This is a genomic window from Flavobacterium sp. RHBU_24 (assembly GCF_046613695.1).
Taxonomy (GTDB): domain Bacteria; phylum Bacteroidota; class Bacteroidia; order Flavobacteriales; family Flavobacteriaceae; genus Flavobacterium.
Genome location: NZ_JBKJHD010000001.1, coordinates 185409 through 212195, shown reverse-complemented (window position 1 = coordinate 212195; position 26787 = coordinate 185409). Strand labels below are relative to the sequence as shown.

Annotated in this window: 22 protein-coding genes and 1 tRNA gene; 10 read left to right on the top strand and 13 right to left on the bottom strand. The window is 43.3% G+C overall.

From position 1 onward, the window contains the following. Positions 1–41: 41 nt before the first annotated feature. Positions 42–113 (top strand) — tRNA-Arg (locus ACLI09_RS00990). A 192-nt stretch (positions 114–305) separates the two neighbouring features. After that, positions 306–983, top strand: a complete 678-nt coding sequence (locus ACLI09_RS00985; protein ID WP_411417711.1) for a hypothetical protein — start codon at positions 306–308, stop codon at positions 981–983. Positions 984–1077: 94 nt separating this feature from the next. Here ACLI09_RS00985 and ACLI09_RS00980 read toward each other — a convergent pair whose 3' ends face one another. Beyond that, the gene (locus ACLI09_RS00980; RefSeq protein ID WP_411417710.1) at positions 1078–1458 is read right to left on the bottom strand and encodes a DUF1508 domain-containing protein; all 381 of its coding nucleotides are present in this window, start codon (positions 1456–1458) and stop codon (positions 1078–1080) included. A 128-nt stretch (positions 1459–1586) separates the two neighbouring features. On the opposite strand from ACLI09_RS00980, the gene ACLI09_RS00975 reads away from it, so the two are divergent. Further along, positions 1587–2528: a T9SS type A sorting domain-containing protein gene (locus ACLI09_RS00975; protein ID WP_411417709.1), complete on the top strand. Its 942-nt coding sequence runs from the start codon at positions 1587–1589 to the stop codon at positions 2526–2528. A 118-nt stretch (positions 2529–2646) separates the two neighbouring features. Here ACLI09_RS00975 and ACLI09_RS00970 read toward each other — a convergent pair whose 3' ends face one another. Beyond that, the gene (locus tag ACLI09_RS00970; RefSeq protein ID WP_411417708.1) at positions 2647–3042 is read right to left on the bottom strand and encodes a hypothetical protein; all 396 of its coding nucleotides are present in this window, start codon (positions 3040–3042) and stop codon (positions 2647–2649) included. Between the two features lie 207 nt (positions 3043–3249). Here ACLI09_RS00970 and ACLI09_RS00965 point away from each other — a divergent pair, with 207 nt between their 5' ends. Together ACLI09_RS00965 and ACLI09_RS00960 are read left to right on the top strand one after the other, a co-directional pair. Beyond that, entirely contained in the window at positions 3250–4233 is a 984-nt protein-coding gene (locus tag ACLI09_RS00965) for an aldo/keto reductase (protein WP_411417707.1), read from the top strand. Positions 4234–4324: 91 nt separating this feature from the next. Continuing rightward, positions 4325–5044, top strand: a complete 720-nt coding sequence (locus tag ACLI09_RS00960; protein WP_411417706.1) for a hypothetical protein — start codon at positions 4325–4327, stop codon at positions 5042–5044. A gap of 56 nt (positions 5045–5100) precedes the next feature. Here the strand turns inward: ACLI09_RS00960 and ACLI09_RS00955 are convergent, their stop codons facing one another. After that, positions 5101–6912 carry a GNAT family N-acyltransferase gene (locus ACLI09_RS00955; protein WP_411417705.1) on the bottom strand — a complete coding sequence of 604 codons (1812 nt, stop codon included), beginning with the start codon at positions 6910–6912 and terminating at the stop codon, positions 5101–5103. 162 nt (positions 6913–7074) lie between these two features. On the opposite strand from ACLI09_RS00955, the gene serS reads away from it, so the two are divergent. From serS to ACLI09_RS00940, 3 genes are all read left to right on the top strand, one after another. Continuing rightward, positions 7075–8346, top strand: coding sequence for a serine--tRNA ligase (gene serS / locus ACLI09_RS00950; RefSeq protein WP_411417704.1), 1272 nt, complete (start codon positions 7075–7077; stop codon positions 8344–8346). Positions 8347–8618: 272 nt separating this feature from the next. Next, complete coding sequence (locus ACLI09_RS00945) at positions 8619–10403, top strand: tetratricopeptide repeat protein (protein ID WP_411417703.1); 1785 nt, start codon at positions 8619–8621, stop codon at positions 10401–10403. Between the two features lie 186 nt (positions 10404–10589). Then, positions 10590–12272, top strand: coding sequence for an ABC transporter ATP-binding protein (locus tag ACLI09_RS00940; protein WP_411417702.1), 1683 nt, complete (start codon positions 10590–10592; stop codon positions 12270–12272). A 107-nt stretch (positions 12273–12379) separates the two neighbouring features. Here ACLI09_RS00940 and mgtE read toward each other — a convergent pair whose 3' ends face one another. From mgtE to ACLI09_RS00905, 7 genes are all read right to left on the bottom strand, one after another. After that, positions 12380–13732 carry a magnesium transporter gene (gene mgtE, locus ACLI09_RS00935; RefSeq protein ID WP_411417701.1) on the bottom strand — a complete coding sequence of 451 codons (1353 nt, stop codon included), beginning with the start codon at positions 13730–13732 and terminating at the stop codon, positions 12380–12382. Continuing rightward, the gene (rsmA, locus tag ACLI09_RS00930; protein ID WP_411417700.1) at positions 13722–14501 is read right to left on the bottom strand and encodes a 16S rRNA (adenine(1518)-N(6)/adenine(1519)-N(6))-dimethyltransferase RsmA; all 780 of its coding nucleotides are present in this window, start codon (positions 14499–14501) and stop codon (positions 13722–13724) included. The genes mgtE and rsmA overlap by 11 nt, the downstream gene beginning before the upstream one ends. A gap of 51 nt (positions 14502–14552) precedes the next feature. Further along, entirely contained in the window at positions 14553–14873 is a 321-nt protein-coding gene (locus ACLI09_RS00925) for a DUF4286 family protein (protein ID WP_411417699.1), read from the bottom strand. 132 nt (positions 14874–15005) lie between these two features. Then, the gene (locus ACLI09_RS00920) at positions 15006–16292 is read right to left on the bottom strand and encodes an AbiH family protein (protein WP_411417698.1); all 1287 of its coding nucleotides are present in this window, start codon (positions 16290–16292) and stop codon (positions 15006–15008) included. A gap of 130 nt (positions 16293–16422) precedes the next feature. After that, a complete protein-coding gene (locus tag ACLI09_RS00915) occupies positions 16423–17136 on the bottom strand; it encodes a 3'-5' exonuclease (protein ID WP_411417697.1) in 714 nt (237 codons plus the stop codon). Between the two features lie 104 nt (positions 17137–17240). Further along, entirely contained in the window at positions 17241–18449 is a 1209-nt protein-coding gene (locus ACLI09_RS00910) for a serine hydrolase domain-containing protein (protein WP_411417696.1), read from the bottom strand. A 205-nt stretch (positions 18450–18654) separates the two neighbouring features. After that, positions 18655–19773: an endonuclease/exonuclease/phosphatase family protein gene (locus ACLI09_RS00905; RefSeq protein ID WP_411417695.1), complete on the bottom strand. Its 1119-nt coding sequence runs from the start codon at positions 19771–19773 to the stop codon at positions 18655–18657. Positions 19774–19910: 137 nt separating this feature from the next. Between ACLI09_RS00905 and ACLI09_RS00900 the strand changes: the two genes are divergently transcribed. Further along, the gene (locus tag ACLI09_RS00900; RefSeq protein ID WP_411417694.1) at positions 19911–22817 is read left to right on the top strand and encodes a carboxypeptidase regulatory-like domain-containing protein; all 2907 of its coding nucleotides are present in this window, start codon (positions 19911–19913) and stop codon (positions 22815–22817) included. Positions 22818–22836: 19 nt separating this feature from the next. After that, entirely contained in the window at positions 22837–24201 is a 1365-nt protein-coding gene (locus ACLI09_RS00895) for a DUF5689 domain-containing protein (protein WP_411417693.1), read from the top strand. A 66-nt stretch (positions 24202–24267) separates the two neighbouring features. On the opposite strand, the gene ACLI09_RS00890 is transcribed toward ACLI09_RS00895, so the two are convergent. From ACLI09_RS00890 to ACLI09_RS00880, 3 genes are all read right to left on the bottom strand, one after another. Then, positions 24268–24969 (bottom strand): Eco47II family restriction endonuclease, encoded by a 702-nt coding sequence (locus tag ACLI09_RS00890; protein ID WP_411417692.1) that lies wholly within the window; start codon positions 24967–24969, stop codon positions 24268–24270. 41 nt (positions 24970–25010) lie between these two features. Next, on the bottom strand, positions 25011–26237 hold the full coding sequence (gene dcm, locus ACLI09_RS00885; RefSeq protein ID WP_411417691.1) for a DNA (cytosine-5-)-methyltransferase: 1227 nt from the start codon (positions 26235–26237) through the stop codon (positions 25011–25013). Between the two features lie 67 nt (positions 26238–26304). After that, positions 26305–26745: a very short patch repair endonuclease gene (locus tag ACLI09_RS00880; RefSeq protein WP_411417690.1), complete on the bottom strand. Its 441-nt coding sequence runs from the start codon at positions 26743–26745 to the stop codon at positions 26305–26307. Positions 26746–26787: the final 42 nt, after the last annotated feature.

The following is a 26787-nucleotide window of genomic DNA, read 5'->3' as shown; positions in this document are numbered from 1 at the left end:
AAAGCGGGTAATTTGCATATATTTGCACCCTGAAAAATAATGGCCTCGTAGTTCAACGGATAGAATGGGAGTTTCCTAAACTTTTGATCCAAGTTCGATTCTTGGCGAGGCTACAAAATTTAAGCTGCACGTAATGTGTAGCTTTTTTTATATATTTAACTATCAACAAAAAACGGATATTCATGAAAAACATTCAGCCATTATTTCAAAAACAATAACCTGAAACTTGTTAAATAATATATCTTTACCCTCCTTTAAACGAATGAACATTATAAAACCAACCAAACCCTATAAATAAAAACGTCATGAAAAAAGCATATAAAATAGGATGCATCGGGCTGATTGCGTTTTTTGTTATCGGGTTCTTTTTAAGCAAAGCGGTAGAAACGCATGATGGCCCGCGACAGTCTATAAAGTTTTTAAACACCAGCAAAACTACTAAGTCGGTTACGTTTGAAATGCGCGATAAAAATGGCACTATTGATACTACTACTTACTATGTTGACGAATTTATAAAGCCCGGCGAAAGCCTTATAGAACGGATTCCGGAAGGCAATTATGTTATAAAGGTTTGGAATGCCGACAACTCACTGCACGATAAAACAGACTTTGTATGTAAGCTTCCCGTACCCGGAGAAAACTGTTACGACCTGTACCGGTTTGACCTGGCTATGGATAAGCTGTATGTAATAACATGCCTTAACTATGTATATGAGGGCGGCGACTTTGCAACACATATGTCTAACGCGATGGGCACCCACTATGATAATTTGAAATTAGAAAAAGGGTACAGTGGAAAAGCCCCATTTATGGTATCTGAAAATTACACCGGCCGCACCTTTGTAGACGTAGAGGATAAACTGCCTTCGAGCAAAAAATACGGCCAGATTGTATACGGTCTTTTTTATATACCTGATACCCTGGACAGTGACCAGGCGCTGGCGCGACTTAATGAAAAAATAGAAGCCAAATTAGCCGAGTAAATTAAAAAGAGATAAGTCATGCTGAACTTGTCTAATTAATCTATTATCCTGTAATTTGTTCTGTCTTAATTGAACTGTCTATAAAATGGAGGTATTATACATCTCCTGCCGCACCAAAAACTTCCTCCGCATCCGGAAAAACAAAGTCGTTTTCAGAAAAGTCGAGTGTTTCTGCAGGGGGCAGGTATTTAATAACTTCGTCAATCCCTTTTTGCAGGCTTAGTGGGGTGGCATATTTACGGCTGGTGGCCAGTACCAGCCCGTCTTTGCTAATCCTGAAAAAATGTTTGCCCGCAGGGGTGCTGTTTTTTGTAAAGGTAAACAGCGTAATACTGTCGCGCATGGCTGCAATAAGTTCATAACAGCCCGTTTTATCTTTACAGCTAATGCTGGTAAAAATCGTTTTACCCTTGCGCGATGTAAATACAAATTTGTATTCTTCATTATACCGCTTGCTTATAACAAACATTCCCATTACTATATCCTCTTTTAGTTGATGCTTTTATTTCGGCAAAAACCACAAATCTAAATTAAAACCTAAAAATAACGATTGCCTTTTACACTATATTTTTTAATCATTATGTTTGCAAAAAATTATATGCTATGAATACAAAATTATTTTTTGCCGCATTATTATGTGGTATCATGGGTATTACAACTCAGGCGCAAACCATTTCTTTCGAATCTGCTGAAGGTTATAACACCGGCGCAATTATTGGACAAAATGGCTGGACAGGAAACAGCATTCAAAGCAACCCGGCACAGGTTGCAACCGGAACATCAAGCGATGGTGCACGTTCACTTAGGTTTTCAGGACAGGATACCCAGCCGGATATACCATTTACTACCGCAAAGGCCGTAAACCCTACCGGCAATGTTTTTAGCATTAGCCAGGATATTTATACCAATAATGTTGATGAAGAAAATGGATCGGACTTTGTTATCGTGGCAGACAACATCGTAGGCAACCAAGGCTCTGAAAGTACCCCTGCCTCAATACTATATTATGATTATGAGGGTGGCGTGTATGCTGTAACAGCCTACAATTACAGCGAAGAGATTTTTGAAGATGAACTGGTAGCCGAATTTGAGGCAAACACCTGGTATACCGTTACCGCTACTTACAACCTTGCAGAAGGCACCGTAACTTATTTTATAGATAATGAAGAAGTGTATAGTGGCGCGCTGCTCAAAACGGTAACCGAGATAAAACAGATAGGGTACTGGTTTGATGATTATTCAACCTCTTATTATGTTGATAATATTAATATAAATGCACCTATAGGATCCGTAAAACAAAATTTTTCCGCAGGCTTTTCGGTACTGCCTAATCCTGCTGTAACTGAGGTTACTATAGCGAATAAGGACAACACGCTTATAAAAAGCATTGCAATTACCGATATGAATGGGCGTACCGTAAAATCTTTAACCGTAAATGGCCTGGCGGAAGCAAAAATAAATATTGCCGACCTTGCATCGGGCATATACATGTTCCGTATTGCATCTGAAAGTGGGGTAACTACTAAAAAAGTGATAAAGCAATAATAACCCATTTAGCTTAAGAAGTTAAGGCGGCGCTATTAGTGCCGCCTTTTTTATGATAAAAAAGAGGGAAAGCCTTGCGGCCTTCCCTCAACAGTATATAGAGTTGTTTGTGTGTTGCTTATGCAGCTACCTCTTTAATAAACTCGCCGTTTGCTTTATAATAAGCGGCAATGTCTTTACCATCTTTAGTAAGCACCAGTTTATATTCGCTGCCATCTGTTGCGGCAAGCGCCTCTACCAGTGCATAGTCGGTATATTTAGCCACTGCTTCTTTAAGTACGGCAGGTGCTATTTCGCTTTGCTTTACAGCGGCAAACTCTTTGTCACCATCGGTAGATGCAGCTACCGCCGTTGTATTAGCATCCGGCGTTTGTGTGGCAGGTATTACAGCGTCAGTAGTTGTACCCGGTGCTGTGGTGGCAGGAGGTGTAGTTTCAACTTTATTATCTGTTTGTGCTGTGGCGGTACCAGCTAAAGCCAGCATAAAAGCCGCCGTTAAAAATAACTTTTTCATATCTGTTGTGGTTTTAATTGTTATTGTTACGGTTTATAAGAATGAAATAACCATGCCTAAACAGCACGATTTATTTAAACCACAATATATCAGCAGGTTAAATAAATATAAAATTTCTCTTAAGTGCTGATTCTACAATAAACCTGTAGAAATTTCCACATTACACCCTGCTTTTGTAAGTTTACCATAATTATCAAATACTAAAAAATGAACTATCGTAATTTTAAAAATACACCAATAGCAGAAGTAGGGCTGGGCACATGGCAACTGGGCAGTGCTGACTGGGGCATAATAGATGAGGATAAAGCCTTTGAAATTTTAGAAGCCTATACAGCCGCAGGCGGAAATTTTATAGATACCGCCGATGTTTATGGCATGGGTACCAGCGAGCGCATCATAGGAAAGTACCTTAGCCAGGCTAACCAGGAGATATACGTAGCTACTAAACTGGGCCGCAGGCACGACGCGCCAAACGGCTGGCCCCAAAATTTTACTTACGATACCATACGCCGGCATGTGGAAGATTCACTTACGCACCTGGGGCAAAGCCAGCTGTTTTTAGAGCAGCTGCATTGTATACCTACCGAAGAATTAAAGAAGGGCGACGTGTTTGACCACCTGCGCCGCCTGCAGCAGGAAGGGCTTATCAAGCACTTTGGCGTAAGCGTAGAAACTGCGGAAGAGGCTCACATTTGTCTCGAACATAAAGACGTAGCTTCGCTGCAAATTATATTTAACCTGTTTCGCCAGCACCTGGCTTCAGATTTTTTTGATAAAGCGCTGCATCAGGGTACCGCGTTAATAGCCCGTGTACCCCTGGCCAGTGGCCTGCTTACCGGTAAACTTACTGCCCAAACTGTATTTAGTGAAAGCGACCACCGCAACTATAATGCAAACGGAGATGCCTTCAATGTAGGTGAAACCTTTAGCGGCGTGGAATTTAATAAAGGTGTGGCCCTTGCCGATGGTATTAAGTCTATTTTACCTGAGGGAGATATGGCACAGCAAAGCATTAAATGGATATTGCAGCATCCTGCAATAACTACTGTAATACCGGGTGCGAGCAAAGTACCGCAGGTGCATAGTAACGTGGCCGCTGCGGGGCTTAGCGATTTTGACACTGCCACAATGCAGGCACTTACAGAGTACTATGCCCAAAACATACAGCCTGAAATTCGTGGTGTGTATTAAGCTGAAAATAAATAGGTTAATTATTTGTACAGATGAAAACGTTTGCATTAATTTGCCATGATTTATAAAAATAACCACCAATAGTTTAAAAATGAAAAAAATCTTCACGCTTTCCCTCATCGTACTTAGCATTTCCTTTGGCTTTGCCCAAACGAAAAAAGTAGCAGTAGTTACCTTTTATGCAGATAAAATGGTAGACCTTTCGGATATGGGCCTTGCAACACTGGCATCAATAGCCGATTTGCAAAAAGACCCAAACTTTAACCTGAAGCCTTTGCTTGCCAAGTACCATGACCAGTTCATGAACAATTATGCAAAAAAATTCCCTTTTGAGTTTTTACCCGCAGCTACGGTAACCGGTAATGCAGAATACCAGGCGTTTAAGCCTACCTTTTTAGGAATAGACCAGGATATGGATGTTAGGTTTCAGCCGTATGAAAACTATATTGCCATAGACCCTACCTGGAACGCCTCTAACGTAAAGGCAATGGTAAAGCTTTTTCCTGAAGCAGACGGGGTACTTTTTGTATATATTAAATTTGCCTTAAACAAGGGCTTTGGCGTAGGTGGCACTGCCAGTACAAAAATGCAGGCATTTACGCACATTGCATTGTATAACAAAAAAGCAGAAAAGGTATTTGTTATTAATGAGCATGCTAACTCCAGCAAAACAGGCGTAATGGTAGGTGGTGTGCCGGTAATGAAACCGGAAAAAATATTGCCTATGTGCGAAAGCGCGCTTGACGAGCTTATGGAAGACCTTGACAAACGCATTCAGAAAATAATAGACAAAAGCGGTAAAAAGCTATAGTTGAAATAAAATTACACTAAAAGCCCACCTAAAAAAGCATTTTTAGGTGGGCTTTTTTATAGGTTGCCTTTTTTTGCGAGCTTGCGCTCCAGTTCTGCCTGAAACTCCTCCATTACCGGTTTTACGGTGCTCTCGGGCAGGTCGGCAATGCGAATGTACATAAGCCCGTCTACCGCATTGTTGAACAGAGGGTCTACATTAAATGCTATTACCCGTGCGTTTTGCTTTATATACTTTTTAATAAGTACCGGCAGGCGCAGGTCGCCCGGCTCTATTTCTTCTATTATCTTGTCAAATTTATTTAGGTCGGCCTCGGCTTCGTTAAACACAAAGTCTTTATCGCCATCCTTCAACTTTACCTTATACTCCTTTTTAGGGTGTACGTATTGTGCAATATAGGGGTCGTAGTAATGCGATTTCATAAACTCAATCATCAGCGATTTGCTAAAATCGCTAAACTGGTTGCTTATGCTTACCCCCCCTATAAGGAATTTGTGTTCAGGATAATGCAATGTGGTATGCACCACGCCCTTCCAGAGCAGGAACAGCGGCATGGGCTTTTGCTGGTAGTCTTTTATAATGAAGGCGCGTCCCATTTCTATACTCTTGCTCATCATGTCATACAGCTCCGGCTCAAAGCGGAAAAGGTCGTGCAGGTAAAAACCGTCTATACCGTGTTTTTTATAAATATGCGCGCCCAGGCCCATGCGATAGGCACCGGCTACACGCTTGGCATCTTCATCCCACAGGAACATGTGGTGGTAGTACTTATCATACTGGTCAAGGTCGAGCGACTCGTTAGTGCCCTCCCCTACCTCGCGGAAAGTTATTTCGCGCAGGCGGCCCAACTCGTGCAATATATTGGGAATGGTATCTGCCGATACAAAAAATACCTCATAATTTTTACTTTGCAGCAGGCGGGCATTGCTGGTGCGCAGGCGTGCTATTTCTTCCAGTATCTTATCCTGGTTTGCCGGCAGCGCTATCTCCTTCGGCCCCTTATTCATTTTAAGGTTCAGGTTTGCAGTATCCAGCAACTTTGTTTCTTTAACAAAAGCGTTGCTAAGCATATAGGTTTTGCGCCTCAGGAACTGGCTGTAATCGGCCAGGTTTTCGTGCTCGGCCTGCTCTGCTATAGATATAGGCTTGCCAATGCGCACTTTAATAACGCGCTTTTTTTGGGTAAGCACTTCGCTGGGCAGCTTAGCGGTGCGCAGTGTGTCGCTTATTCGGGATAGCCAGTAAAATACTCGGCTGTTTTTGGCATGAAAGTAAATGGGTACTACAGGCACTTTGGCTTTTTTAATCAGCTTTATGGCGCCTTCTTCCCATGGTTTATCTACTATCAGCTTGCCGTCCCTGTACGTGCTTACCTCCCCGGCAGGGAATATACCCAGCGGGTGCCCGTCTGCCAGGTGGCGCAGCGCATCTTTAATCCCGGTAATGCTGCTCTTTGCGTCTTTGTGTGATTCAAAGGGGTTTACCGGCATTATATAAGGCTTCATGGGTTCTATGCGGTGCAGGAGGAAATTAGCTATAATCTTAAAGTCCGGCTCACGCTCTACCATAAGTTTAAGCAACAAAATGCCGTCTATACCGCCCAGTGGGTGGTTAGAAACGGTTATATAAGGGCCTGTTTTAGGAAGGCGCTTAAGGTCTTCCTCGGGAATTTCAAACTTTATCTGGAATTCATCCAGCAAAGCGTTCAGGAACTCAAGGTCAGACAGGTGCTTATTCCTGTCGTACACTTTATTCATGGTAGAAATCTTCAAAACCTTCATCAGGAGCCATCCGGATAAAGTCCCTAAAAATCCGTATTTATCTGTTTTAATTGCTTTTGCAACCTCTTTAGGGGTAACTAAACTCATCTACATTTGTGTGTTTCGGGCAGGAAACAAATATAAACAATAATACGCTAACGTAATGGGGTAAACGTTTTTTGTTATACGTTCTTTTGTGCCGGAACAAAAGCACAGCTATTAAAAACAATTCGTTAAATTTGCGCTCATTATAAACCTTAAACAGTAACCATGTTACAGACAGCATTTATCAGGGAAAACCGTGAGAAAGTAATACAGGCGCTGGGCAAACGCAATTTTGACGCCGCCCCGCTTGTGGATGAAGTAATAGCGCTCGACGAAAAAAGAAGGTCGACACAGGTAGCGCTTGACACTATCTTATCGGAATCTAACAAGCTGTCGCGCAGCATAGGCGAACTGATGAAGGCCGGCAAAAAAGACGAAGCCGCCCTCCTCAAGGAGCAAACGGTACAGTATAAAGAACAGAGCAAAGAACTTGAAGAAACACTAAATACTACGGCTGAAGCGCTTACACAGGCGCTTTACAAACTGCCAAACGTACCCGCTGACATAGTACCCGAAGGTAAAACACCGGAGGAAAACCTTGAGGTATTTGCCGCAGGCGAAATTCCGGTATTATATGGTGGCGCGGTGCCCCACTGGGAGCTTGCCAAAAAATATGATATTATCGATTTTGAGTTGGGTGTAAAAATTACCGGCGCCGGTTTCCCTGTGTATAAAGGCAAGGGAGCCAGGCTGCAACGCGCGCTTATCTCTTACTTTTTAGATAAAAATACCGCAGCGGGCTACACCGAAATGCAGGTGCCCCACCTGGTTAACGAGGCTTCGGGCTACGGCACGGGCCAGCTACCGGACAAGGAAGGCCAGATGTACCACGTGGGTATTGACGACCTGTACCTTATCCCTACGGCTGAAGTTCCGGTAACCAACCTTTTCCGCGATGTAATTATCGAGGAAAAAGACCTTCCGGTACTGTGCACGGGCTATACGCCGTGCTTCCGCCGTGAGGCAGGCTCGTATGGTGCGCACGTGCGGGGCCTTAACCGCCTGCACCAGTTTGACAAAGTTGAGATAGTACGCATAGAAAAACCCGAAAACAGCTATGCCGCCCTTGATGGCATGGTAGACCACGTAAAGGAAATACTTGATGAGCTGGGCTTGCCCTACCGCGTGCTACGCCTTTGTGGCGGCGATATGGGCTTTACCTCAGCGCTAACGTATGACTTTGAGGTATTTAGCACCGCGCAGGACCGCTGGCTGGAGATAAGCTCGGTATCTAACTTTGAAACCTTCCAGGCCAACAGGCTTAAGCTGCGCTACCGCGATAAAGAGGGCAAAAACCAGTTGGCACACACCCTTAACGGAAGTTCGCTCGCATTGCCGCGCGTACTGGCAGGCATACTGGAAAACTACCAGACCGCTGATGGTATTGTAATACCCGAAGTGCTGAGGCCGTATACCGGCTTTGATATTATAGATTAAGATTTTTTCTTGATACTTTTTTGGAACACGGATGACACTGATCAGACGGATTCTCACAGGTTTTTCGATTAGTAGTTGAATTTGTGTAAATCTCTAAAATCTGTGCTATCCGTGTTCCCTTTTAATATGGGCGGGTCACGTTTTTCAGGCATAATTTAATATATTTGCTTTTACCACATGATGATATGTTTAGTTGTAGGCACTATATAATGATATTCTGCGTTTTAAATCGGTGTCCATCTGTTTAATCGGCGTCATCAGTGTTCCTAATTATGAAAAAAATATTCCTCTACATAGCATTTCTCTTCCCGCTTGCGGCCTTTGCCCAAAACGAGCAGCTGGCGCAAAACTATTTTGAGCGGGGTGAGTTTGAAAAAGCCGCCCTTATTTACCAGGACCTCGAAAAGGCACAGCCGCGCAATGTGTATTATACCCAAAAACTGGCCGAAACCTACCAGCAGCTCAAACAGTACGATAAAGCCACAAAACTACTTACCGATAAGATTGCACAAGGCAGCCAGCCTATACTTTTTGTAGAGCTCGGTTATAACTACCAGTTGCAAAAAGACCAGGCCAATGCCGATAAATACTACAGCCAGGCCATAAATGCCGTAGCTGAAAACCCTAATTATGTGTTTAATATAGCACAGGCATTCGAGAAAAAAGTACTGGTACAGCAGGCGCTTAGTGCGTATGAAGCAGCACAAAAGGTAAACCCGGCCATGAATTTTGATTACCAGATGGCATTGTTACAGGGGCAGCTGGGCAAGATAGACCTGATGATAGAAAAGCTGCTCGATTTCTCATACACTAACCAGCAGAATGTGGTGATTGTGCAAAACCAGCTTTCGCGGTTTATGAATGAGGAGCAAACCAGCGACAACTTTAATTCACTGTTGCGCAAGGCATTGCTATTGCGCACCCAAAAAACGCAGGACATTTTTTGGAACGAATTTTTAAGCTGGTATTTTGTACAGCAAAAAGAATACGGCAAGGCCTTCATCCAGGAAAAGGCCATATTCAGGCGTTCGCCGGAGCTTTTTGGCAATATTGTAAACCTGGGCAAGCTTGCAGCTGAAGAAAACGAAGACGACACTGCCAAAGAAATTTTCACCTTTGTGAACGAAAACACCCAAGAGCCGGACGTACTGATGAATGCAGAATACTACATTCTTGATATTGATATTAAGCACGCTAAAGAAGCTGACCTGCCACTTATAAAACAGCGTATTGATACCGCGATGACGCGTTTTGGCATTACACCCTACTCGCTGGACCTGCAATTGCTTAAGGCTGATTTTGAGGCATTCCAGCTAAAACAAAGCCAGGTTGCAGTGGCTACGCTGAACAAGGCACTGGCATTGCAACTGAATAAATTCCAGCAGGCTAAGGTTAAGATGAAACTAGCGGACGTACTGCTGATGGACGAGAAATTCAACCAGGCCATCATCTACTACGCTCAGGTGGAAGAAGACCTGAAGAACGACGCCATAGGCAATGAGGCTATCTTCCGTGTGGCGCGCGCCAGCTATTTTAAAGGCGATTTTACCTGGGCGCAAAAGCAGCTTAAGGTGTTAAAGTCGAGCGCTTCGCAGCTTATTGCCAATGACGCGCTGGAGCTGTTCCTGCTCGTTACCGACAATACCGTGGAAGACAGCACGCAAACCGCGCTGAAAAAATTTGCCCGTGCCGACTTTAAGCTGTACCAGAATAAAAAACAGGAGGCGCTTGATGAGTTTAAGCAGATTATCGCTACTGATAAAACCGAGAGCATACAGGATGTAACGCTGTACCGCATCGGGCACATATACGAAGCCCTGGGCCAGTACGACCTTGCGTTGCAAAACTACCAGATTATAATTGACAAGTACAAAGAAGGCATTTATGTAGATGAGGCGCTGTTCTTTTCCGCAGAAATCTATAATAAAAAACTACAGCAGCCAGAGAAGGCCAAACCATTATATGAAAAAATGCTTTTTGAGCATGAAGACAGCATTTACTTTATCGAAGCCCGTAAGCAGTTCAGGATTTTAAGGGGCGATGCGACCAATAGTTAATACGTCGATTTGTTGATTCGTTAATTTGGAAGCTATACTCAATTGAAAAGTTTCGGTTTTTCCATTTCGACGGTAGGAGAAATCTCAGGTAATCTTACAAATTTTCATTGAGATTTCTCCACTCCGCTGCGCTTCGGTCGAAATGGAAAACTGTAAGCCATACCTGAAATAATTTTATTTTACCTTATGAACACCCCGCTCCTCTCCATACAAAATCTAACTATATCGGCCCGCAAAGATGGGCAATGGCTGCCTATTGTAAAAAACAGTTCGTTTACGCTACATAAAAACGAGATACTGGGCATAGTAGGCGAATCGGGCAGTGGGAAGTCAGTTACCTCACTGGCAGTTATGGGGCTGTTGCCAAAGGGTATCCTCCGGATAACCGAAGGCAGCATAACGTTTGAAGGCAGGGATGTTTCGGCGCTGAGCCAAAAGGAACTGCGCAACCTGCGGGGCGGCGAAATAAGCATGATCTTCCAGGAACCTATGAGTTCGCTAAACCCGTCGCTCAAATGCGGCTACCAGGTTGCTGAGATTTTGAAAGAACATACAAAGCTATCGGATAAGGAAATAAAAGCAACAGTAATACAACTTTTCGAAAAAGTAAAGCTGCCCAATCCTGACGCGATTTACAACCGCTACCCGCACGAAATTTCGGGCGGGCAAAAACAGCGCGTAATGATTGCCATGGCTATAGCCTGCAAGCCTAAAATACTTATTGCCGACGAGCCCACCACGGCGCTCGACGTTACCGTGCAAAAAGAAATTGTACTGCTACTTAAGGAATTGCAGCAGGAAACCGGCATGAGCATTATCTTCATTTCGCACGACCTCTCGCTGGTAAGCGAAATTGCCAACCGCGTTATTGTAATGTACCGTGGCGAAATTGTAGAGCAGGGCGATGCGCTGGGTATTTTCAAAAATCCGCAGCATACCTATACTAAGGCGCTTATCAGTTCGCGGCCATCGCTGGATGTGCGCTTAAAAAGGCTGCCTACCATTAAAGACTACCTTGAAAATACCGTAAATACTATAGAAGTTACACCAAAGCAACGCGCCGAAAACCATGCGGTACTCTACAGCCAGCCGCCATTGTTGGAAGTTATTAATGTAGAGAAAGAATACGTTTCTAACGCCGGGCTGTTTGGCAAGGCGGCTACTTTTAAGGCCGTGAACGATGTAAGCTTTAAAATATACGAAGGCGAAACATTGGGCCTTGTAGGCGAATCGGGCTGTGGAAAGAGTACGCTGGGCAATGCCATATTGCAGCTTGACAAAGCAACTGCCGGTAAAATCCTGTACCGGGGTAAGGATTTGACTAAACTCTCAGGTTCAGAAATCCGTGCGCTGCGTAAAGAGATACAGATTATCTTCCAGGATCCCTACTCATCACTTAACCCGAGGCTAACCGTGGGGCAGAGCATCATCGAGCCGATGAAAGTGCACAAGCTGTATGCTAACGATAAAGAGCGCCGCGAAAAGGTGATTGCAATACTGAATCGCGTGGGCCTGGGCGAAGAGCACTACAACCGCTACCCGCACGAGTTTAGCGGCGGCCAGCGCCAGCGCATCGGCATTGCCCGCACCATAGCGTTGCAGCCCAAACTGATTGTGTGCGACGAGAGTGTTTCGGCGCTGGATATTTCGGTACAGGCGCAGGTGCTTAATTTGCTTAACGAGCTTAAGGAGAACTTTGGGTTTACTTACATTTTTATTTCGCACGACCTTGCGGTGGTAAAATACATGAGCGACCAGGTACTGGTAATGAACAAAGGCCGCATTGAAGAAATGAACGAGGCCGATGCCTTGTATGCCCATCCGCAAAAGGAATATACGAAGAAGCTTATTGCGGCAATACCTACTTAGTCGAAAGAGGTAACACTGATGACACAGATTTAAGGGATTCACACTGATCTCTAGGTAAATCTGTGCTGATCAGTAAAATCAGTGTCATCAGTGTTACCTTTGATTAGCTAAAACCCAAGTATCAATTTCGCTATAGAGAAGTAAATTAATATTCCGCAAATGTCGTTACTCGTAGTAATAAACGGCCCGGTAGAAAGCGCGGGGTCAAAACCCAGGCGGTTAAGCAATATGGGCACAAACGTACCTATGAGTGATGCTATAATAATAACCGATACCAATGATATACTTACTGTAAGCCCTACCTGGTAACTAACGCCCAGTAATAAATGGCTGCCTATAATAAGTATAAAGGCCAGTATAGAGCCGTTAAGCAAGCTGAGCAACACCTCTTTAACCAGGCGGTTCCATAACGAGCCGCTTATGCTGTTGTTTGCAAGGCCCTGCACTATAATCGCGCTCGACTGTACACCCACATTACCCGCCATTGCGGCAATGAGCGGTGTGAAAAAGAATAATTCCCTGTGGTGGTTCATTGCTCCGCTAAACCCGTTTAGCAGTTTTACGCTTACAAACCCGCCCAGCAGTGCCAGCACCAGCCACGGCAGGCGTGCGCGGGTAAGGTCTATAATGCTGTCGTCGGCCTCAACGTCCTGGCTGATACCCGCCGCAAGCTGGTAATCCTTGTCGGCTTCCTCTTTAATTACGTCTACAATGTCATCAATGGTAATACGGCCCACGAGCCTGCCCAACTCATCAATAACCGGGATGGCTTCAAGGTCATACTTTTGCATGATGCGGGCTACCTCAACGTCGGGGGTACTCACTTTTACAAAATCTACCTTGGGTATGTATACCTCTTTAATCATGGTGCGGGTGCTGGTTACTAGGAGGTCTTTTAGCGAAAGGCGGCCCTTAAGCCTTTCCTCATCATCTACCACATATATTGAGTGCACACGCTGCACATTGGCGGCCTGTTCGCGCATTTCTTTTACACAGGTAAGCACGCTCCAGTTTTCGTTAACCTTTACAAGCTCCTTACCCATAAGGCCTCCCGCCGTGTCGTCGTCATAACGCAGCAGGTCTACAATATCTTTGGCGTGCTCTACATCAAGGAGTTCAGAGATAACTTCCTCCTTAACCTCATTAGGGAGTTCGCCAATGATGTCGGCCGCATCATCGGTGCTCATCTCGTCAAGCTCTTCGGCAATTTCTTTTGGCGAAAGGCTCCTTAAAATCTTTTCCCGGGTTTCCTCGTGTAGCTCAAGTAGTATTTCAGATGTTTTTTCGGCATCTAATACATTAAAAATATATACCGCGTCAGCATCGTCAAGCTCGCCCATAATCTCGGCAATATCGGCGTGGTGCAGGTCCTCAAAAAGCTGTATTAGCTCCTGTTCCCTGTTTTCGCTGACATATTGCTCAATCTGGGCAACAAATTCCCTGCTGATTTTAAACTCCATCGGCTATTATTTTTTGTGTAAGGTCTATAAACTGCTCTACCGAAAGCTGTTCCGGGCGCAGGTCAAAGATACTGTCTTCCTTTAAACTATCGGTGGTAATGTAGGTTTTTAAACTGTTGCGAAGTGTCTTCCTCCGCTGGTTAAACGCAGCTTTTACCACACTGAAAAATACTTTTTCATCTACCGGCAGGTGAAAGTTTTCCTTGCGCTTTAGCCTAAGCACCCCGCTTTTTACCTTGGGTGGCGGGTTAAACACATGTTCGGGTACGGTAAAGAGGTATTCGGCATCATAAAACGCCTGTACCAGTACCGAAAGTATGCCGTAAGTTTTACTGCCTTTTTTCTCGCAGATTCGTTCGGCTACTTCTTTTTGGAACATACCGGCAAACTCCGGTATGCGCTCGCGCAGTTCCAGCGTGCGGAACACAATTTGAGTAGAAATATTATAGGGGAAGTTACCGATAATGGCGAATGGCTCATCGGCAAAATCTTCAGTAATGTTATACTTTAAAAAATCTTTAGATATAATGTGCCCATGGAGCTTGGGGTAATGCGCGTTAAGGTAGTCTACCGATTCGGTGTCTATTTCTATAACATACGTTTCCGTGTCTTTTGCCAGCAGGTATTTGGTAAGCACGCCCATACCGGGGCCTATTTCCAGCACTTTGCTGTACCCCTGCAGGGTAAGGGTGTCGGCAATATCGCGGGCTATGCCTTCGTCCTTTAAAAAATGCTGCCCAAGGTGCTTTTTGGCTTTTACTTTATCCATGGTGCAAATATCGCTGTTTATGGGCAATAACGGGCGCAGGCAGCGTATTTTTTACACCATCTTAAACTCCTGCACAAGTTCGAGTTCAGTGCGGAACTGCAATACCTTGTCGCCAAACAGCTGTTTCATTTCACCACGCAGCTTAGGCGAATGGTCGCGGTAGTATTCATCAAGCTTTTCTCGGTTTTCAGCTGTGTACTGTACCGAATAGGTAGTGCCGCCGTGTTGTTCATCGCCCAGTACCTTTACAATTTTTATCTTGTAGAATTTGCCCGTAGCCATGATGTCCGGCACGTGCTTATCCATCATCCATTCCAGCCATTGCTGGTGTATAGAATCGTCTACATTGCTGGTTACGTTATAGATAATCATTTTTCGTCTGGTTATTTTGTTGATGTGGGTTTTGATTATTCGGTAAAAATACCGCCTGTAAAAGAAGCCGGATTATTACTATAACAAAGATAAGAGCAGGCAGGTTACATAATGGTAAAATTTTGGTAAAATTTATGGCCTTACACCGATCGCCTCGAACCTGATGTCCTGCGGTAATGGCTGGCAAAGCGATTTATTTACGATTTTATCCCGCATCATTTTCTTTTTATTAAAGTGGCGGGAAATGTTCTGTACAATCTCTGTATAATTATCGGTGCCATCATCCTTTTGGTGATAGAACACTTTAATCGACCTACAGTTTTCATTTTCAAATATAGTGTTTAGTAATATTCTGTCAGACAATCCGCAGGAATGTCCCATAATATACACCTGAAACTTTCCGCTATCAATAAAGTCCAGTACCCTTTTATAATTTGAATTCTGTGAATATTGGAACGACTTTATATATTTTAGGTATTCATTGTCGTCTTTCTCTTCAATTTTCTGGTAGTGATTATCCATCTCATCGCCAAAGCCAAAGTTGATTTTGTTATTTGGGTCGTTGAGCCTACCATGGATTTGAATAAGTTCTGGTTGTCCAAAAACATCTCGCAAATTATTTCGATTCATAAACCTTTTATATTTATCCATAGAGAACGTATAATTAAAATTCAAAAAAAGATTCACTTCGCTTATTTTACCATTCCAAATTTTTTGTTGTAAAGTCCCATCTTTAAATGCTTTTTTTATTTCCTCGTCTTCCTTTTTTAAATACTCAAAATCTGTATTTGGAAATTCTTCCAAATAACTGTTCCCTTCAAAAATTCTTGGACGGACAATAAAATGTTTAATAAACTCGTCTGCTTTATCATTTGACTTCTCAAAATCAAACTTACTTACAACTTCTTCATTTAGATACCGCTTCAGAAGCTGTTTAACCCTCTCAAATTCTTCATTTAACTTTTTAACTTTAATATTGTTTTTTTCATTAAGACAATCTTTCAAAAGCTTATAGTATTCATTTTCGATGTCTACCCAATTTTGAATGGAATGCCTTTCATTAATAACTTGTATGAAATTATTTTTGAATGATACATCCCAGTTACCGTAGGTGTATTCCTGAACGTCGTTCTCTATCTCAAGTTGTCGGACAAAATTTCTAAACGCTTTGAGAGAATTTATTTGGTTTAATTTCTCATAAACGAAAATGACGCTATTAGAACTAAAGTGCGGGTCTATTTTGAATTCAAAATGAATTTCTAAATCTTCATGGTCGTAATGTGTCTTCCAATGCGGATATTGGAACAGTTCTACTTGGGATACTAAATCCTTCCAATACCAATCAATAAAATGTCCATACCCCGTCGGCAGCCCGTGCGCCAAGTCAAAACCATTACCTACTATAATAAGCCTGTTCATTTGTATTTTGTTTTAAGTTGGTATTTATATTAATCACCGCGCTCCGTTCTTCCGCTCGCGATGATAGTACGGGTATAGTACGTCTGAGTGAAGCTGCTCCCTCTCCTTTGGAGAGGGCCAGGGGTGAGGCCTACACATGCACCACCTCGTCATCTACCAGTATCGGTTCGCGGCGAAAGCGCAGCAGTACCTGTGCGGTGGCAACCACGTCTTTTTCGCAGTAGGTAACAATACGGTCTATGTCTTTTTCTACGTGGTACACATGGCCTACCTGGCTGCCGTCGATATCGCCCTTGGGCGAGGGAATACCCAAAATTTTAGTAAGCAGCTTTAGCGAAGTAAAGCTTTTGTAATCGCCAAACTTCCAGAGTTCCATGGTGTCGAGGTGGGGCACCTCCCAGGGTTTTTTGCCAAACAGGTTCAGCTTATTAGGTATGGGCAGGTTGTTGATAATCATGCGCCGGGCAATGAACGGAAAGTCGAACTCCTTGGCATTATGCCCGCACATAACGTGCTGCGGCTGGCTAAAGTGGTTGTTGAGCAAATTGCTAAAATCGCGGAGTATCTTCTCTTCCTCGCCAAAAAAAGAGGTGACGCGAAAATGCCGTATGTCGTTTTTAAACGTAAAATACCCCGCCGAAAGGCACACAATCTTGCCAAACTCTGCCCAGATGCCCGCCCGCTCATAAAATTCCTCGGCGGTAACATCATCCTTGCGCTGGTATTGGGTCTTTAGGGCATAAAGTTGCTGGGTTTCATCGTCGAGCAGGTTGTAGTGCTCGTATTCCGGCACGGTTTCTATATCGAGGAAGAGTATATTTTCAAGCCTTATTTTGTCAATCATAATTGGCCTCACCCCCGGCCCCTCTCCAAAGGAGAGGGGCGGCAGGGCGTTATTAGTGTTAGATCATCTATTTTTTCGTCATCCTGTGAAGCCCCCTTTGGGGGTTAGGGGGCTATTTCACGTTTGTTGCCTTCGCCTTCTTCCGGCTTCATAAGCCCCAGCATTTTGTAGGCTTCGTCTACATATACATAAAAGTCGTTGCTGTGCGGGTCGTAGTTTTTTTCATCTTTTTTACGCTGCTTGCCTTTGGTGTGGCCCAGGCGCACTATTACCAGCTTATCTTCAGGTATACAAATTACAAACTGCCCCAGGTGGCCGCGCATGTAGTACATTTTTTTGCCCATATAATTGTTTATCCACCACCCATAGCCGTACTGGGGGCTGTCCGCAAAGCGTGGGGTAACCATTTTGGCTACATCGGTACTGTCAAGTATTTTGGTACCGTTCCAGTTGCCATTGTGCAAAAAGAGTTTACCAAAACGTGCAAAATCGCGCGCGTTGCTGCCCACGCAGCAGTAAGCTTTTTCGAGGCCGCCCTCTTTATCCAGCTGCCACAGCGCGTCGTTGTCCATACCCATGGGTTTCCAGAATTTATCTGATACATAGTCGCTCAGCGTTTGCCCGGTTGCCTTAGTCAGTACCATGGCCAATAATTCTGTAGCGCCGCTAACGTATACAAACTTTTTACCCGGGGCTGACACCACAGGCACGCTTAGCATAGTATCCCAAAGGTGGTCGCCAAAGTAAGCGCGGGTAGTAATGCTAAAGGCGCTGCTGTACTCCTCATTCCAGTCTAAGCCTGTAGCCATAGATGATAAATCGCCTACAGTGAGTTTCGCCGCAAGGCCGGTTTTATATTCGGGGAAGTAATCGCCCACAGGCTGGTCCAGGCTTTTTACCTTGCCTTCTTCTATCGCTTTAAACAGCGCTGCCGAAACAATACTTTTTGCCATAGAAAACGAGTTGGATTTGCTGTCTGCTCCGTAACCGTCGTAATAGCTTTCATGCCAGATGCTGTCGTTATTAATAATAAGGTAGGCAACGGTACCCAGCTCTTTGTGCACGGCTTCGAGCCTTTCGGTACCTTTTACGTTATTGTAGTCTTTTGCCTCGGGCCATGGCTGTGCAGTGCCTTTGTGCACCACGCGGTTATCAAAGTGGGTATAATCGTCAAGATAGGCGGTGGTTTTGCCGTGGAGGTACACCACGCGTACCGCTTTTAGCAGGTAGTCTACATCAAAAATGTACAGCAGCGCCACTATTATCGCAATGGGTAGTACAAACCATTTGAGAAGTTTTTTGAGGAATTTCATAAGGTTACCGTTTACACGAATGTAAGGATTTTTTTTGACGCTATGAATTACACCTATTCACCTAATTTTTATTCGGTACTCTTTTGCGGCGCTGCTATTGCCCTAGTGAAGCTGCCCCTCTCTTTTGGAGAGTGGTTGGGGTGAGGCCAAAGAAAAAGCCCCGCTTTTCAGCAGGGCCCCTATTACTCCTAATATTATTATAGTGTTACATTTGTTGTTTTACCAGGTACAGGTATACCGGAAAGTGGTCGCTGTAGCCTACGTTTCCGTTACTGTTGCGCAGCGGGTAACCTTTATACTGGCCAACAGGCTGTACTAAAAAGGTTTTATTGTATACGCCAGCCTTCCAGTAGCGGTACGAGCTGTAGTCTTTGCGCAATAGCGGTTCGGTAACAATCATCTGGTCAAAAAGGTCCCACGCGTCGCGGTAGGCCAGTGTGCCTATGCCTTTTTTGCTCATTTCTTCCATTGGGTTATACAGCTGCCCGGCCTTTACATCTTCTTTATGTGCCTTAGCGCCCAGCACTACTTTCAGGCTTTTGTTGTATGGGCCATCATTCAGGTCGCCCATAGTTATAAGCTTGGTATTGGGGTTTACGGCATACAGGCTGTCTATAATTTTTTTGTTTAGGGCTGCGGCGGCTTCGCGGTTAGGGCTGCTCTTTTTTTCACCACCCGAGCGTGATGGCCAGTGGTTCACTATAAAGCTAACCGGTTCGCCATCAAGCAGGCCTGTTACCAGCAGCTGGTCGCGGGTATAAATACGGCCGCTGTAATCTACATTAATATATACGCCTACCGAATCTTTATTTATTCCGGAAGCCGCATCCCGCTCGGCTTTTACTTTTTCTTTAGCCTTTTCCTTATCATATATAATCAGCGGTATATTTTTGTAACTTGTGGGCTTAAACACGCTTTTTTTATATAGCAGGCCGGTATCTATACCCCTTTTATCAGGACTGTCAAAATGTATAATTCCATAGCCTTTGTCGGCAAGCAGGGGCTCTTTGATCAGGTCTTCCAGTACGCCGCGGTTTTCTATTTCGGCCAGGCCGATGATGGCGGGCGACTGCGGGTTATCGGTAGATCCTATTTCGGCAAGCACCCTTGCGAGGTGTTGTAGTTTTATTTTGTACTTTTCACCCGTCCAGTGCTGGGTGCCATCCGGAAGCCACTCTTCATCCCTGTTAGAACCGTCAATAGTATCGAAAAGGTTTTCGCAGTTGTAGAACGCAATAGTCTGTACCTTAAACTTTTTGTCCTGTGCCTTTGCATTAAAAAAACCACATAAAAGCAGGAAAAGCAGGCCGATGTTTTTTATCATTATCACAAATATTAATTTAACGTCAATTTTCATAACAAACGCGGTGCCAAAAGTAAATAATATTTTGAAATGGTGTACATTTGCCGCCGTTAAGAAATTTTTAACTTAACTACGAATGACATAATTTAAATTTATCTATGAAAAAACTCGTACTCAGTCTTTTATTCGTGATGCAGGTTGTATGTGCGTGGGCGCAGCAAGGGGCATCTGTAAAGGGTAAGGTGGTTGACTCTAAAACCCAAGCCCCCCTGGAGAATGTTGTAGCCACGATGGATGCTACCGCACAAACCGCACTAACCAATGCTGAAGGTGTATTTGAATTTAAAGAATTACCTGTAGGCAGGCACGTAATAAGCGTAGGGTCTTCAGGCTTTATTTACCAGAACTTTACCATTGAGGTACAGGCCGGGCAGCCGCTAGACCTGGGCATTGTATCTCTTGAAGCAGATATTACTACCGAACAGCAACTGGGCCTTATTACCATTACCGATAACGACCTGGGTGATGATAACAGCGGCTCTGAAAACACCGCGGGCCTGCTACAGGCATCGCGTGATACTTACCAGCAGGCTGCTGCATTTAACTGGGGGCAGGCACGCTTTAGGATAAGGGGCCTTGATAATGAATATGGTATGACCATGATAAATGGTGTAACCATGAACAAGATTTACGACGGCAGGCCGCAGTGGAGCAACTGGGGCGGGCTTAACGATGCTACACGTAACCAGGAGTTTACCATGGGTTCTGCACCGTCAGACTATACCTTTGGCAGCATACTGGGTACACAGGAAATAAACACACGCGCCTCTATATACAGGCCGGGCGGCAGGATATCATTTAGTGGTACTAATACTACCTACGACTGGAGGGCTATGGCCACTTATGCCTCCGGGATGAATAAAAACGGATGGGCTTATGTGGTTTCTGCCTCAAGGAGGTGGGCACAGGAAGGCTATTTTGAAGGTACTGACTATAGTGCAAACTCTGGCTTTATCAGCGTTGAAAAGAAAATCAACAACCAGCATAGCATAAACTTTACCGGCATATATGCCCAGAACAGCAGGGGTAAAAACTCGCCTAACACACAAGAGGTTAATGACCTTAAAGGTATAAAATACAACAGCTACTGGGGCTACCAGGATGGCAAAAAGCGCAACAGCCGCGATAAAGATGTAGAGGAGCCGATACTAATGCTAAGCCACTACTGGAACATTAACGAAAGTACCAGCTTAAATACAAACGTGGCCTACCAGTTTGGTAAAATAGGCAACAGCAGGATTGACTTCCAGGATGTAAATAACCCTGACCCTACTTACTACAGGAGGCTGCCAAGCTATTACACGTCGTTATATGAAAACGATCCGGCACTTGTGCCGTCAAGCGCTTACGCGCCGGGCGGGCTGGGCGGAACCTACCTGGGCGGAAGTGCAGAAAACACAGCACTTGCAGCGGGCGTAAGGGAATCGTTTTTAGCAAACAGCCAGTTAGACTGGGATGGCATGTACAGGGCTAACACCACTGCCATTACCGATGCTAACAATAATGAGATAGGCCGCACTGCAGCCGTGAGTAAATATGTACTTTACGAAGACCGTACTGATGACAAAACGCTTTCTGCAAATGCTATCCTGCGTTCGCAGCTTTCAGAAAACATAAGCTTTAATGCGGGCGGTACGTTTAAAAAACTTAAATCGCACAATTTCCAAAACATGCTCGACCTTTTGGGCGGCCTGTACTACCTTGATATCGACCCGTTCTATGCAGGCTCACAATCGCAGTCTGACCTTAACCAGCCTGACAGGCAAGTAGGTGTGGGCGATACCTTTGGATACAACTACAACCTTATGGCTGACGTTTATGATGCGTTTACCCAGTTTAAATTTACCTACCGTAAAATAGATTTTTACCTGTCTCAAAGTTTTTCACGCTCAGAATACCAGAGGGAAGGCTTGTATAGAAATGGCATTTACCGAAATAATTCTTTGGGTAAAAGCGACAAAGCAATATTTGATAACTTTGGCTTTAAAGGCGGCCTGATATATAAATTAGACGGACGTAACCAGGTTGTGGTAAACGGGGTGTATATGACTAAGGCACCGTCGCTAAGGAACACGTTTCCTAACGCAAGGCTAAACAACAACATAGTAAACGGCCTTGACAGCGAAACCATATCGAGCGCCGACCTGAGCTACGTGCTAAGGACCCCAAAATTAAAAGCAAGGCTTACAGGGTTTTTCTCTAAAATACAAAACGCTACCGAAACCTCGTTCTTTTTTGCCGAGGGCGTATTTGATGGTACCGACTCTGCCGACTCTAATGCGTTTGTAGCCGAAACAGTTACTAATATCGACAAAAAAATGATGGGTGGCGAGCTTGGTGTAGAGTATAACCTTACGGCTACCATAAAGGTTACCGGCTCAGCTTCTTATGGGCAGTATACCTATGATAACAACCCTAACGTACTGGTAAATAACGATACCTTTGCCGCCCTTGAACAGGAAACCGGAATTATATCATCAACACGCGCGGGAATTACTAACTTTGGTACCGCTGCTTTAAAAAACTACAGGCTTCCGGGTATGCCGCAGCAGGCATATTCAATAGGTTTAGAATACAGAGACCCTCATTACTGGTGGGTAGGTGCAAATGCTAACCACCTGGCATCAAATTATATTGACGTTTCTGCGTTATTAAGGACTGACAACTTTTTACAAAATCCAGCCGATGTAAATGGTATGCCTTTTGCGGAAGCTACACCCGAAAGAACCCGGGAATTGCTTAAACAGGAGAAATTTGACAACTTTAACCTTGTTAACCTACAGGGAGGCAAATCCTGGAAATTTGGCGACCAGCTAATAGGCTTCTTTGCCTCTGTAAACAACGTTTTTGATGTTACTTATAAAACAGGCGGCTTTGAGCAGGCCCGTAATGCAAATTACAGGCAGCTTAACCAGGATGTATCCAGCGGCACTCCATCATTTGGCCCAAAATATTTTTACGGTTACGGAAGAACATATTTCCTAAACCTTTATCTTAACTTTTAATAAAAAAAATCGATATACTATGAAAGCAACTTTTTATAAATCAACCCTTGTGGTATTAATGGCAGCAGGTATGTTTACAAGCTGTATTAATGACGACGACTACAACACGCCAAACCTGGAGTGCGACGGCACCACCCTTGTTAAAAACATGGAGCCGCAGGCCATACCGGCAACAGCTAATATTGCTCTTTATACCGAAAATGCGGCTATAGTGGGTGACGATGTTATCGAGGCTTATGTTACATCAAGCGACCAGGGCGGTAACTTCTTTAAAACCATTTCGTTCCAGACGCTTGACAAATCGTTTGCGTTTAGCGTAGCGGTAGATGTTAACTCTACGTTTGTTAATTTTGAGCCGGGCAGGAAGGTTCTTATAAAACTTGACGGCCTTTATACCCAGATAACCGACGGCGCATTAGAGCTGGGCGGCATCTTTCTTACCGATACCGGCGAGGCACAGGTAGGCAGGCTTCCGGAAACGCAGTACCTTACTTACCTTAACCGTTCTTGTACTGTTGTTAGCGAAGAAGACCTTGTGCAGCACGTGTCGCTTACACAAATAAAAAACGACAGCTACCTTAATAAACTGGTTGAAATAGACAACGTACAGTTTACAGATGCAGCCGTAGGAAACACTTACTATGACGTAGACAACGACTTAGGCGGCGCTACAAACCACCTTATTACAGATAAATTTGGCAACACGCTTATTTTCAGGACCAGTTCATTCGCTAATTTTTCGGGTAAAGTTGTGCCTAACAAAAGCGGAAAAATAAGGGGTGTACTTACTAAATTTGGTTCTGATTACCAGTTTTTGGCAAGGACGGAAAATGACATCAAGTTAACCGAAACACGTTTTGCGCCGGAGCCTCCTTTTTATACTGAAGATTTTCAGGAAGCTATAGACGGCACTAACTTTAACATTGACGGCTGGGCAAACATTGCACAAACGGGAGCCCGGGTGTGGAGAGAAGAAGCGTTTAGCGGCAATGGCTACGCCGAGTTCAGCGCCTTTGGTTCAGGCGATGCTATAAATGTGGCCTGGTTAGTGTCACCGGAAATTGATTTTGGCACCAATACCACTAAAATATTAGCTTTTGATATTGCCCAGCACCACTTAGATGGCGATACCGACGGTAACAAGCTTGAAGTATTTGTATCTACAGATTTTACAGGTAATGTGGCAACTGCAACATGGATTCCTGTAGCAGCAAACCTGCCTAACAGCGATACTGCATGGTATGAGTTTCTAGGCACCGTAGCCGATGTATCATCTGTTAGCGGAAGCAACATCCGCATAGCATTTAAGTTTACAGGCTCTGGTACTAACACTGCTCTAGACGGCGCGTTCCAGGTAGATAACCTTAGGGCTTTTGGAGGTTAATTAAAACCTACCACATATAGTATAAAACGGGGCTTTAGGGCCCCGTTTTTATTTTGGTGTTTTTTATTATCCAAATGCCTGATTAAAGAATAATTTGAGTTTTTCTTTATCTTCGACTCTATACTTACCGGAGGAAATATCAATTATAACTTGTGGTAATATATCAAATAATTCTTCTAATGCATTTTCATGACCAGTTACTAAAGCGTAAAAACTTGATCCATCCATTTCTCTAATCTTTTCATTCGGAGGACATTTTTCTCCTTGTTCTTTATTTGATGGTACAAACAAAACATTATATCGTTTTGCTTTCTTTGGAATTATAACAACATAATAAGCTGTATAGTCTTTATAGATACTAGCCTTTGGCATGATTAAGCTATTTAGACTATTATAAAGATCTGCTAGCTTACCTCCAGAAATTGTATTATACTTATTCTTAATCTCAGCGATGATTTTTAATTCATCTGAAACTAAATCAACGACGCTACCTGTTTTTTTATTTACCCACTTTTCTGAGAAACCTAATATATTCTGATGAAAATCACCAATGTGATTCTGTAAGGTTTTTTGAGCTTGTCGGGATATTTCACCCTTTAGCCAAACTTCATAATCTAATTCAAATCCTGCTATTTCAAAAATTGCTGAAAATGGATCAATAACATTTTTGTGTATGTTAGTGTTGGTTTTGGCTAACGAAGCTTTTAACAATAAATGATTAACACTCTCTATGAGTCTTTCATCTGAAATCCATTTTAAATAAGGCATCTTATATATTTTAGATGCTCAAAGTTAAATAAAACAGATGACTATCGATAATATCTATTCAAAAAACTCACGATAGAATACCCAACCTCTTTACCTAAATTTACCGGCACGGCATTGCCAATCTGTTTGTACTGGTGTGCAGCAGAACCTCTAAATTCCCAGTCATCCGGGAAGGTTTGTATTCGGGCATATTCGCGTACGTTAAATGGACGGGTTTCATCCGGGTGGCAACGCTCTGTTTGTTTCTGCGCAGGGCTACAGGTAAGGGTTAAACATGGTTCATCCCAACCTATCCTCCTGGCCATTCCTGTTTTCCCTCCACCAAGGTAAAAACTTTTGCCCATAAATTGTTTTTGAAGGTCGATAGGCAAATCACGCCAGTAGCCTTTTTGTGGCACTAAGTCTAATACTTCTTTCTTACTTTGAGGATATTTTGCACCAACAGAGTTAGGTACATCGCTATCGTATAAACTTCCTTTTTTTAAAGCATCTGATAAGTTATAGATTTTTTTATATGGTTTTGGGTATTCAAAATCAAAACTTATATCCTTTCTCACACCAACTAAAATCAACCTTTCGCGCTTTTGTGGTACTTTATAATTAATGGCTTTAAGTACTTGTACAGGCATTACCCGATAACCTATTTCATCTAAAATTGATATCATACCTTTAAGAGTATTTCCTCCATCATGGTTTAAAAGCCCCTTTACATTCTCGCCAACACAAATTAATGGGTTAACTTCTTTAACCGCGCGTGCAAACTCATAAAACAGTGTACCCCTTGCATCCTCTAATCCCAATCGCTTACCTGCATAGCTAAATGACTGGCACGGAAATCCGCCCGTAACAACATCAACTTGGTCTTTATATTCTAAAAAATTATAATGACTAATATCACCCTCAAGCACATTCCAATGTGGCCTATTCGACCTTAGGGTTTGACAAGCATACTTATCTATTTCATTCAATGCCACACATTTTATACCTGCCTGTTCTAGCCCAATTGCAAGTCCGCCGGCACCGGCAAAAAGCTCTAATACAGTATACTGCTTAAGGGGTTCAACAAAATTTGATGTATCCCCTTCTGCACTGCCCGCGAAAAAATCTTTAAATAAATCAATATCCTGTTTCTTATATACCCTGTAGCCGCTCATAGGCTCCCTAACAGCACTTAACTTTCCTTCATTGTCCCATCGTCTAAGGGTTTCTTTATTTTTACCCAGTAAATCTGAAGCTTCTGAAAGCGTGTAGTAATCTTTAATAACCATATTATACAACCTTATACATTGGTTACGAATATAAAGAAAAAATTCTTACACTTCAACTGAAATTAAATTATTTTAAGAAATAAATCCTTGCGTGTTTGTCATTAATCTCATTCTCAATGACCTTAATGCATTCTCTTAGATTTTTATTTATTTCAGAACACCAAAATCGTAGAACCGTCCAACCTTTAGAAATTAAATATTCATTAACTTTTTGATCCCTAGCTATATTCTTTTCAATTTTAGCAACCCAATAATCGCGGTTGTTTTTAATTTTATCCTTTTTGGCTTCCCAATTAAACCCGTGGAAAAACTCGCTATCAATAAAAATGGCAATTTTATATTTTTTAAAGACAAGGTCAGGCGTCCCGAAAATAGTTTTATCATTCTTTCTATACCTGTAACCTTTATGCCATAAAGCCTTCGCCAAAATTATTTCGACAGTAGTGTTTTTACTTTTAATAGCGCGCATAATTTTGCGCCTTTGCTCTGTAGTTTCAAGCTTAATCATAACTTTTATAATTACAAACCATATACCAAAGTAGCAAATCTT

What these genes read in the sequence shown, in the direction of transcription:
- ACLI09_RS00880 (WP_411417690.1), bottom strand. Translation starts at nt 26,745, where the DNA reads ATGATTAAGCTTGAAACTACAGAGCAAAGGCGCAAAATTATGCGCGCT.
- ACLI09_RS00910 (WP_411417696.1), bottom strand. Translation starts at nt 18,449, where the DNA reads ATGAAATTCCTCAAAAAACTTCTCAAATGGTTTGTACTACCCATTGCG.
- mgtE (WP_411417701.1), bottom strand. Translation starts at nt 13,732, where the DNA reads ATGGAGTTTAAAATCAGCAGGGAATTTGTTGCCCAGATTGAGCAATAT.
- rsmA (WP_411417700.1), bottom strand. Translation starts at nt 14,501, where the DNA reads ATGGATAAAGTAAAAGCCAAAAAGCACCTTGGGCAGCATTTTTTAAAG.
- dcm (WP_411417691.1), bottom strand. Translation starts at nt 26,237, where the DNA reads ATGGTTATTAAAGATTACTACACGCTTTCAGAAGCTTCAGATTTACTG.
- ACLI09_RS00985 (WP_411417711.1), top strand. Translation starts at nt 306, where the DNA reads ATGAAAAAAGCATATAAAATAGGATGCATCGGGCTGATTGCGTTTTTT.
- ACLI09_RS00890 (WP_411417692.1), bottom strand. Translation starts at nt 24,969, where the DNA reads ATGCCTTATTTAAAATGGATTTCAGATGAAAGACTCATAGAGAGTGTT.
- ACLI09_RS00965 (WP_411417707.1), top strand. Translation starts at nt 3,250, where the DNA reads ATGAACTATCGTAATTTTAAAAATACACCAATAGCAGAAGTAGGGCTG.
- ACLI09_RS00920 (WP_411417698.1), bottom strand. Translation starts at nt 16,292, where the DNA reads ATGAACAGGCTTATTATAGTAGGTAATGGTTTTGACTTGGCGCACGGG.
- ACLI09_RS00975 (WP_411417709.1), top strand. Translation starts at nt 1,587, where the DNA reads ATGAATACAAAATTATTTTTTGCCGCATTATTATGTGGTATCATGGGT.
- serS (WP_411417704.1), top strand. Translation starts at nt 7,075, where the DNA reads ATGTTACAGACAGCATTTATCAGGGAAAACCGTGAGAAAGTAATACAG.
- ACLI09_RS00945 (WP_411417703.1), top strand. Translation starts at nt 8,619, where the DNA reads ATGAAAAAAATATTCCTCTACATAGCATTTCTCTTCCCGCTTGCGGCC.
- ACLI09_RS00900 (WP_411417694.1), top strand. Translation starts at nt 19,911, where the DNA reads ATGAAAAAACTCGTACTCAGTCTTTTATTCGTGATGCAGGTTGTATGT.
- ACLI09_RS00925 (WP_411417699.1), bottom strand. Translation starts at nt 14,873, where the DNA reads ATGATTATCTATAACGTAACCAGCAATGTAGACGATTCTATACACCAG.
- ACLI09_RS00940 (WP_411417702.1), top strand. Translation starts at nt 10,590, where the DNA reads ATGAACACCCCGCTCCTCTCCATACAAAATCTAACTATATCGGCCCGC.
- ACLI09_RS00955 (WP_411417705.1), bottom strand. Translation starts at nt 6,912, where the DNA reads ATGAGTTTAGTTACCCCTAAAGAGGTTGCAAAAGCAATTAAAACAGAT.
- ACLI09_RS00905 (WP_411417695.1), bottom strand. Translation starts at nt 19,773, where the DNA reads ATGATAAAAAACATCGGCCTGCTTTTCCTGCTTTTATGTGGTTTTTTT.
- ACLI09_RS00915 (WP_411417697.1), bottom strand. Translation starts at nt 17,136, where the DNA reads ATGATTGACAAAATAAGGCTTGAAAATATACTCTTCCTCGATATAGAA.
- ACLI09_RS00980 (WP_411417710.1), bottom strand. Translation starts at nt 1,458, where the DNA reads ATGGGAATGTTTGTTATAAGCAAGCGGTATAATGAAGAATACAAATTT.
- ACLI09_RS00960 (WP_411417706.1), top strand. Translation starts at nt 4,325, where the DNA reads ATGAAAAAAATCTTCACGCTTTCCCTCATCGTACTTAGCATTTCCTTT.
- ACLI09_RS00895 (WP_411417693.1), top strand. Translation starts at nt 22,837, where the DNA reads ATGAAAGCAACTTTTTATAAATCAACCCTTGTGGTATTAATGGCAGCA.
- ACLI09_RS00970 (WP_411417708.1), bottom strand. Translation starts at nt 3,042, where the DNA reads ATGAAAAAGTTATTTTTAACGGCGGCTTTTATGCTGGCTTTAGCTGGT.